Source organism: Shigella sp. SIG3 (genome assembly GCF_053555855.1).
Window position 1 is genome coordinate 1 of record NZ_JBQZXE010000141.1, and the last position, 8,330, is coordinate 8,330.

5 protein-coding genes are annotated in these 8,330 nt (G+C 49.8%); 4 read left to right on the forward strand and 1 reads right to left on the reverse strand.

The features are described from left to right. Window positions 1–339: 339 nt before the first annotated feature. On the forward strand, window positions 340–3,189 hold the full coding sequence (locus tag ACUU1I_RS18035; protein ID WP_005067927.1) for an autotransporter outer membrane beta-barrel domain-containing protein: 2,850 nt from the start codon (window positions 340–342) through the stop codon (window positions 3,187–3,189). A 99-nt stretch (window positions 3,190–3,288) separates the two neighbouring features. On the opposite strand, the gene dhaR is transcribed toward ACUU1I_RS18035, so the two are convergent. Then, window positions 3,289–5,208, reverse strand: a complete 1,920-nt coding sequence (gene dhaR / locus ACUU1I_RS18040) for a dihydroxyacetone kinase operon transcriptional regulator DhaR (RefSeq protein WP_001295618.1) — start codon at window positions 5,206–5,208, stop codon at window positions 3,289–3,291. Between the two features lie 227 nt (window positions 5,209–5,435). On the opposite strand from dhaR, the gene dhaK reads away from it, so the two are divergent. The 3 genes from dhaK to dhaM all read left to right on the forward strand — a co-directional run. Then, the gene (gene dhaK, locus ACUU1I_RS18045) at window positions 5,436–6,506 is read left to right on the forward strand and encodes a dihydroxyacetone kinase subunit DhaK (protein ID WP_000733722.1); all 1,071 of its coding nucleotides are present in this window, start codon (window positions 5,436–5,438) and stop codon (window positions 6,504–6,506) included. A gap of 10 nt (window positions 6,507–6,516) precedes the next feature. Further along, the gene (gene dhaL / locus ACUU1I_RS18050) at window positions 6,517–7,149 is read left to right on the forward strand and encodes a dihydroxyacetone kinase subunit DhaL (RefSeq protein WP_005049657.1); all 633 of its coding nucleotides are present in this window, start codon (window positions 6,517–6,519) and stop codon (window positions 7,147–7,149) included. A gap of 10 nt (window positions 7,150–7,159) precedes the next feature. Beyond that, on the forward strand, window positions 7,160–8,330 hold a 1,171-nt coding region (gene dhaM, locus ACUU1I_RS18055), incomplete at its 3' end, for a dihydroxyacetone kinase phosphoryl donor subunit DhaM (RefSeq protein ID WP_449144871.1).

The following is an 8,330-nucleotide window of genomic DNA, read 5'->3' on the forward strand; positions in this document are numbered from 1 at the left end:
GAAAATCCCATAACTAATTAGGATTATTACAAAAAATCTTCACCAAATTTTTTAACCGCTGTTTGTTGTAATATTTTTGCCATATTCATAGTAACGAATTGGAATAAGTAACGACAACTTAGGGAATAACTCGATATAAACTCACCTTTGTAAGGGGGGTGTTAAATATATATTAATTCCTGTGTTCCTGATTTTGCCCGGTAATAGAGAATTATTCTCAGAGAAGCTCATCATGATTGCACCATACAGATATCATGATGATAAGAGGATATTATTCATTGACTTAAACAAAATGACAAAATCCATAGACCCATAGCCTGGGTACTATATAGGAGTGGTATGGGCATCAAACAACACAATGGGAATACCAAAGCCGATCGTCTCGCTGAATTAAAAATCCGTTCGCCCTCAATTCAACTGATAAAATTTGGCGCTATTGGTTTGAATGCAATTATCTTTTCCCCCCTGCTGATAGCTGCTGATACAGGAAGTCAATATGGCACCAATATTACTATTAATGATGGTGACAGAATTACAGGAGATACCGCCGATCCATCAGGAAACCTCTATGGTGTAATGACCCCAGCAGGAAACACGCCTGGCAATATCAACCTGGGTAATGATGTCACCGTCAATGTCAACGACGCCTCTGGATATGCAAAAGGAATCATTATTCAGGGCAAAAACAGCTCCCTGACAGCTAACCGACTCACAGTAGATGTTGTTGGTCAAACCTCTGCCATCGGCATTAACTTAATTGGTGACTATACCCATGCTGACTTAGGCACAGGCAGCACCATTAAGAGTAACGATGACGGCATCATTATTGGGCATAGCTCAACACTAACAGCCACTCAATTCACCATTGAAAACTCGAACGGTATAGGCCTAACCATCAATGACTATGGCACCAGTGTCGATCTTGGAAGCGGAAGTAAAATCAAGACCGATGGAAGTACAGGTGTTTATATCGGTGGTCTCAACGGCAATAACGCCAATGGTGCTGCGCGTTTTACGGCGACAGACCTGACAATCGATGTTCAGGGCTACAGCGCCATGGGGATAAACGTACAGAAAAACTCTGTTGTCGATCTCGGAACAAACAGTACCATTAAAACCAATGGCGATAATGCTCACGGCCTCTGGAGCTTTGGCCAGGTTAGCGCGAATGCACTCACTGTTGATGTAACTGGAGCCGCGGCCAATGGCGTCGAAGTTCGTGGTGGTACAACCACTATCGGTGCAGATAGCCATATTTCTTCCGCGCAGGGCGGTGGCCTCGTCACCAGTGGTTCAGACGCGACAATCAATTTTTCTGGCACGGCAGCGCAACGAAACAGCATCTTTTCCGGCGGTTCTTATGGTGCCTCGGCCCAGACGGCAACGGCTGTTATCAACATGCAAAATACCGATATTACGGTTGATCGTAATGGCAGTCTGGCGCTGGGTTTGTGGGCGCTCAGCGGCGGTAGAATAACCGGAGACAGTTTGGCTATCACCGGCGCGGCAGGAGCCAGAGGGATTTATGCCATGACCAACAGCCAGATCGACCTCACGAGCGATCTGGTCATTGATATGAGTACACCCGACCAGATGGCCATCGCAACGCAACATGACGATGGTTATGCCACCAGCCGCATCAACGCCTCGGGTCGTATGCTTATCAACGGTAGCGTTCTTTCCAAAGGTGGGCTAATCAATCTGGATATGCACCCTGGGTCGGTTTGGACAGGTTCCTCCCTCAGCGATAATGTCAATGGCGGGAAACTGGACGTTGCAATGAATAACAGCGTCTGGAACGTAACAAGTAATTCTAATCTCGACACGCTGGCGCTGAGCCATTCAACTGTCGATTTTGCCAGCCACGGGTCAACTGCCGGCACATTTACCACATTAAACGTAGAGAACCTGAGCGGTAACAGTACCTTTATTATGCGTGCTGATGTTGTTGGCGAGGGTAATGGCGTTAATAATAGAGGGGATTTATTGAATATCAGCGGGAGTAGTGCTGGTAATCACGTATTGGCTATCCGCAACCAGGGCAGCGAGGCCACAACGGGAAATGAAGTTCTGACAGTGGTAAAAACCACTGACGGCGCGGCCTCGTTCAGCGCGTCTTCTCAGGTTGAGTTGGGGGGATATCTGTACGATGTGCGTAAAAATGGCACTAACTGGGAGCTTTACGCTTCCGGGACAGTTCCGGAACCGACTCCTAATCCTGAACCCACACCAGCTCCCGCTCAGCCTCCCATAGTCAACCCCGATCCTACGCCTAAACCCACCACGACCGCAGATGCTGGCGGCAATTATCTCAATGTCGGTTACTTATTGAACTATGTTGAAAACCGTACGCTGATGCAACGGATGGGTGACTTGCGAAATCAGAGTAAAGACGGTAATATCTGGTTGCGCAGTTATGGGGGAAGCCTGGACTCCTTTGCCAGTGGCAAACTGAGCGGCTTTGACATGGGTTACAGCGGTATCCAGTTTGGTGGGGATAAACGTCTCTCTGATGTAATGCCGTTGTATGTCGGTCTGTATATTGACTCAACACATGCATCGCCGGACTATAGCGGAGGCGACGGTACCGCACGTTCAGACTACATGGGAATGTACGCCAGTTACATGGCACAAAACGGTTTTTACAGCGATCTCGTTATAAAAGCATCGCGCCAGAAAAATAGTTTCCACGTACTGGACAGTCAGAACAACTGCGTTAACGCCAACGGCACTGCGAATGGAATGAGCATCTCCCTGGAAGCCGGGCAGAGGTTCAACCTGTCCCCTACTGGTTATGGGTTCTATATAGAGCCGCAAACCCAGCTTACATACAGCCACCAGAATGAGATGGCTATGAAGGCGAGTAATGGCCTCAATATACATCTGAATCACTACGAATCGCTGCTGGGGCGTGCCAGCATGATACTGGGGTATGACATCACCGCAGGCAACAGCCAGCTGAATGTCTATGTGAAGACTGGCGCTATCCGCGAGTTTTCAGGGGATACCGAATATCTGTTGAACGACTCCCGGGAGAAGTACAGTTTCAAAGGTAATGGCTGGAATAACGGCGTGGGAGTCAGTGCACAGTATAACAAACAGCACACATTCTATCTCGAAGCGGATTACACGCAGGGTAACCTCTTTGATCAGAAGCAAGTCAACGGAGGATATCGCTTCAGCTTTTAAGTGCGGGATAGACAAGCCCTTAAACGATGCTGAAAATTGTTAGCGTGCGCCGGAATGAAATACAGATCACTCTGATGTATCAGAAATCGTTTCTGTCTTTCATACCCGGCGCTTAAACTGCCCTGCATCAATGCCATGTTGCTTCATTTTCCGCCACAGCGTAGTGCGGCCGATCCCAAGTAAAGCCGACATTTCCTGAATGCGACCGCCTGTGACCTGGGCTGCGTTAATAATTGCCTCTTTTTCAACTTCCGCAAATGACAGACTGGTGGAAAGGCGGGTGGCGCTGACATCATCTGTCGCCTGCTCGGTAAACAGATGTTCAGGTAAATCACTGACGCGAATGCGCCCGTTATCACTACTCAGAGCAAGATTCTCGATGACGCTGTAAAGTTCAAAATCGTTGCCTGGCCATGCACAAGAAACTAGGCGAGCGAGGGCATCGTCATCAATTTTCAGCCGCGTAGAGAAGCGTTTTTCAAGACTGCGTAATTTGTTATTCACCAGCGCCGGAATGCTGCCACGCCGCATACGCAGAGGCGGGATGGTAATTTCAAATGCATGCAGCGCGTAATACAGCTGGCGACTAAAACGATTTTGTTCCACCAGCATTGCGAGGTCCGCGGTCGTTGTTGCAATCACTTTGACATCAATTGGTATTAAACGCCGCGCATCCAGTCGCGTGATAACCCCCTGCTTGATAACCTGCAGCAAAGCAGACTGTAACTCCACCGCCAGATATTCAATCTTTTCAAGAAACAGCGTGCCGCCGTGTGCCAGTTCCAGCCGACTCAGACGGCCATTTTCATTGTCCGTGCGATCGCCACCAATAAATTCTTCCGCCAGCGCAGCATCACCATATAACTCACAATTGACGGCGATATAAGGACCTGCAGCACGCTCGCTTTCATTATGAATTGCCTGACTTAGCAGTGCCTTGCCCACGCCCTCTTCTCCACAAAGCAGGACAGGAAAGCTACTGCGCGCCGCCTGGCGACCAAAATGAATCAAGCGGCGGGTTTGCGGATCGTCCTGTGGCATATGAGCGAAGGTATGGCTGACTTTTCCTAATTGACTGGTCATTAACTGCCGCATCTGTTCCACAGGATGGAGCAACAAAATAAAGCTGGTTCCCTGCGTTTCTATTATCGGTTTAAGGGTTATCACCGCATCAATAAACTGGTGCTGGCTTTCAAAGGTTGCTTCTACGTGTTTGAGCGGATGTGCCTGTTTTATTGCTTGTTGCAATACGGCGGGTAACGTTAAGAGTTCAGTGATTGCCCGTCCCTGACTTGCCGTCGCGTCAAGGCGCAAGACCCGCGCCGCCTGGGCATTAATAAATTGCAAATTACCCTGCTCGTCCCAGCTAATCACGCCATCATCCATACTTTCTAACAGGGCATTAAGTTGATTTAAATGACGGTTAGTTTCAGCGAGCAAACTGTCCGTCAGCAGTAAATTACCGACCTCGCGGGCGATTGCCAACGTCAACGGCAAATCAGCTGCGGTAGTTTGCTCAACCGGACACGCCAGCGCTATTGTTCCCGTCAATCGGCCCTTGCTGTCAAACAACGGCGTTGCACAAAAGGCCCAGTTCCAGAGTGCCTGTTTGAAATGTTGATCGGCCATCGTTTTCACGGCCTGACCAGAGATAGCCGCTAACGATAGCGCACAAGTACCAATAATTCCCTCGGCGCAATACGTGCCGTCATTGAATCCCAGTGCACTTAGCTGCTGCAAGGTTTGCGGATCGCCATTACGGCTGAGAATGCAGGCGGTTTCATCGAGGATAAACAGCGCACACTCTCGCGGTGCCATATATTCCCAGGCATCTTCCAGCGCAGCCTGCCCGAGCGTCAGCATCGCTTTCTTACGCCGATAAATAGAAGCAAATGTCACGCCCTGGGCCTGATGTGGTACGTTCCATGTCTCCCGTTTCATCAGCTTATTGCATCGCTCCCAGGAGGTTGCAATTAAGGGAGATATGCCCCGACCATCGTTGTTAAAAGCGCCACTCATATCCCGCATCCCTTATGACAAAAGGTGTTCCGGCTCGCAATTTTAAGTATTAATACACGTAAAAGTTTCAATATGGAACATTTATTAAAGCATATGTTTCACTATGAAACATAATTTGGGCTAATTTTCTTTTCCCTTGCCTGATGCACAATGGATTCATCGGCAGTCAGTGGTCGCCGTGTCGTTGAACATCATCCATGCCCTACCGTAATTGCTGGCGCAAAATAATGAAAAAATTGATCAATGATGTGCAAGACGTACTGGACGAACAACTGGCAGGACTGGCGAAAGCGCATCCATCGCTGACACTGCATCAGGATCCGGTGTATGTCACCCGAGCTGATGCCCCTGTTGCAGGAAAAGTCGCCCTGCTGTCGGGTGGCGGCAGCGGACACGAGCCGATGCACTGTGGTTATATCGGTCAGGGGATGCTTTCGGGGGCCTGTCCGGGCGAAATTTTCACCTCACCGACGCCCGATAAAATCTTTGAATGCTCCATGCAAATTGATGGCGGCGAAGGTGTACTGTTGATTATCAAAAATTACACCGGCGATATTCTTAACTTTGAAACAGCGACCGAGTTACTGCACGATAGCGGCGTAAAAGTGACCACTGTGGTCATTGATGACGACGTTGCGGTAAAAGACAGTCTTTATACCGCCGGGCGACGCGGCGTTGCCAACACCGTATTAATTGAAAAACTCGTAGGCGCAGCGGCGGAGCGTGGCGACTCACTGGACGCCTGTGCGGAACTGGGGCGTAAGTTGAATAATCAAGGCCACTCAATAGGTATCGCTCTCGGTGCCTGTACCGTTCCTGCCGCGGGCAAACCTTCTTTTACCCTTGCGGATAATGAGATGGAGTTTGGCGTCGGCATTCATGGTGAGCCAGGTATTGACCGCCGCCCTTTCTCTTCCCTTGATCAAACCGTCGATGAAATGTTCGACACCCTGCTGGAACATGGCTCATACCATCGCACTTTGCGTTTCTGGGATTATCAACAAGGCAGCTGGCAGGAAGAACCACAAACCAAACAACCGCTCCAGTCTGGCGATCGGGTGATTGCACTGGTTAACAATCTTGGCGCAACTCCGCTTTCTGAGCTGTACGGCGTCTATAACCGCCTGACCACACGTTGCCAGCAAGCGGGATTGACTATCGAACGTAATTTAATTGGCGCGTACTGCACCTCACTGGATATGACCGGTTTCTCAATCACCTTACTGAAAGTTGATGACGAAACGCTGGCTCTCTGGGACGTCCCGGTCCACACCCCGGCCCTTAACTGGGGTAAATAAGGAGAAAGCAATGTCACTGAGCAGAACTCAAATTGTTAACTGGCTCACTCGTTGTGGCGATATTTTCAACACCGAGAGCGAGTATCTTACCGGGCTGGATCGCGAGATTGGCGACGCTGACCACGGGCTAAATATGAACCGAGGCTTTAGCAAAGTGGTGGAAAAACTCCCTGCTATCGCAGATAAAGATATCGGTTTCATTCTCAAAAATACCGGTATGACGCTGCTTTCCAGCGTCGGTGGTGCCAGTGGTCCGCTGTTCGGTACCTTCTTTATCCGCGCCGCACAGGCGACCCAGGCACGGCAAAGCCTGACACTGGAAGAGCTTTATCAGATGTTCCGCGATGGCGCGGACGGCGTAATCAGTCGCGGGAAAGCCGAACCTGGCGATAAAACCATGTGTGATGTGTGGGTGCCGGTGGTGGAATCGTTACGTCAGTCCAGCGAGCAAAATCTCTCTGTTCCGGTGGCGCTCGAAGCTGCCAGTAGCATCGCCGAATCCGCGGCACAAAGTACGATTACGATGCAAGCCCGCAAAGGCCGCGCCAGTTATCTCGGTGAACGCAGTATTGGTCACCAGGATCCCGGCGCGACCTCGGTGATGTTTATGATGCAAATGTTGGCGTTAGCCGCAAAAGAGTAAGGAATTGGTGATGGTAAACCTGGTCATAGTTTCACATAGCAGCCGACTGGGAGAAGGTGTCGGTGAATTAGCCCGTCAGATGTTAATGAGTGATAGTTGTAAAATCGCCATTGCCGCGGGAATTGACGATCCACAAAATCCCATTGGTACCGATGCCGTCAAAGTGATGGAGGCCATCGAATCTGTTGCTGATGCCGACCATGTGCTGGTCATGATGGATATGGGTAGCGCATTATTGAGTGCTGAAACTGCGCTGGAATTGCTGGCTCCCGAGATCGCCGCAAAAGTACGTTTGTGTGCTGCGCCGTTGGTCGAAGGTACACTGGCAGCAACGGTCAGCGCGGCCTCGGGGGCGGATATCGACAAAGTTATCTTTGACGCTATGCATGCGCTGGAAGCCAAACGTGAACAACTGGGTTTACCGTCCTCCGACACTGAAATCTCTGACACATGTCCTCCGTACGATGAAGAAGCCCGTTCTCTGGCGGTGGTCATAAAAAACCGTAACGGCCTGCATGTACGTCCGGCCTCCCGGCTGGTTTATACCTTATCGACATTTAATGCCGATATGTTGCTGGAAAAAAACGGCAAATGCGTCACACCAGAGAGTATTAACCAGATTGCGTTACTACAAGTTCGCTATAACGATACGCTGCGCCTGATTGCGAAAGGGCCAGAAGCTGAAGAGGCACTGATCGCTTTCCGTCAGCTGGCTGAAGATAACTTTGGTGAAACGGAGGAAGTCGCTCCACCTACTCTGCGTCCCGTTCTGCCTGTTTCGGGTAAAGCCTTTTATTATCAACCAGTTTTATGTACGGTACAGGCAAAATCAACCCTGACCGCGGAAGAAGAACAAGATCGATTACGCCAGGCTATTGACTTCACGTTATTAGATCTGATGACGTTAACAGCGAAAGCAGAAGCCAGCGGGCTTGACGATATTGCCGCAATCTTTTCTGGTCACCATACACTGTTAGGTGATCCGGAACTGCTGGCGGCGGCAAGCGAACTCCTTCAGCATGAACATTGCACGGCAGAATATGCCTGGCAGCAAGTTCTTAAAGAACTTAGCCAGCAATACCAGCAACTGGATGATGAATATCTACAAGCTCGCTATATTGATGTGGACGATCTTCTGCATCGCACCCTGGTCCACCTGACCCAAACGAAAGAAGAACTCC

What these genes read in the sequence shown, in the direction of transcription:
- ACUU1I_RS18035 (WP_005067927.1), top strand. Translation starts at nt 340, where the DNA reads ATGGGCATCAAACAACACAATGGGAATACCAAAGCCGATCGTCTCGCT.
- dhaR (WP_001295618.1), bottom strand. Translation starts at nt 5,208, where the DNA reads ATGAGTGGCGCTTTTAACAACGATGGTCGGGGCATATCTCCCTTAATT.
- dhaK (WP_000733722.1), top strand. Translation starts at nt 5,436, where the DNA reads ATGAAAAAATTGATCAATGATGTGCAAGACGTACTGGACGAACAACTG.
- dhaL (WP_005049657.1), top strand. Translation starts at nt 6,517, where the DNA reads ATGTCACTGAGCAGAACTCAAATTGTTAACTGGCTCACTCGTTGTGGC.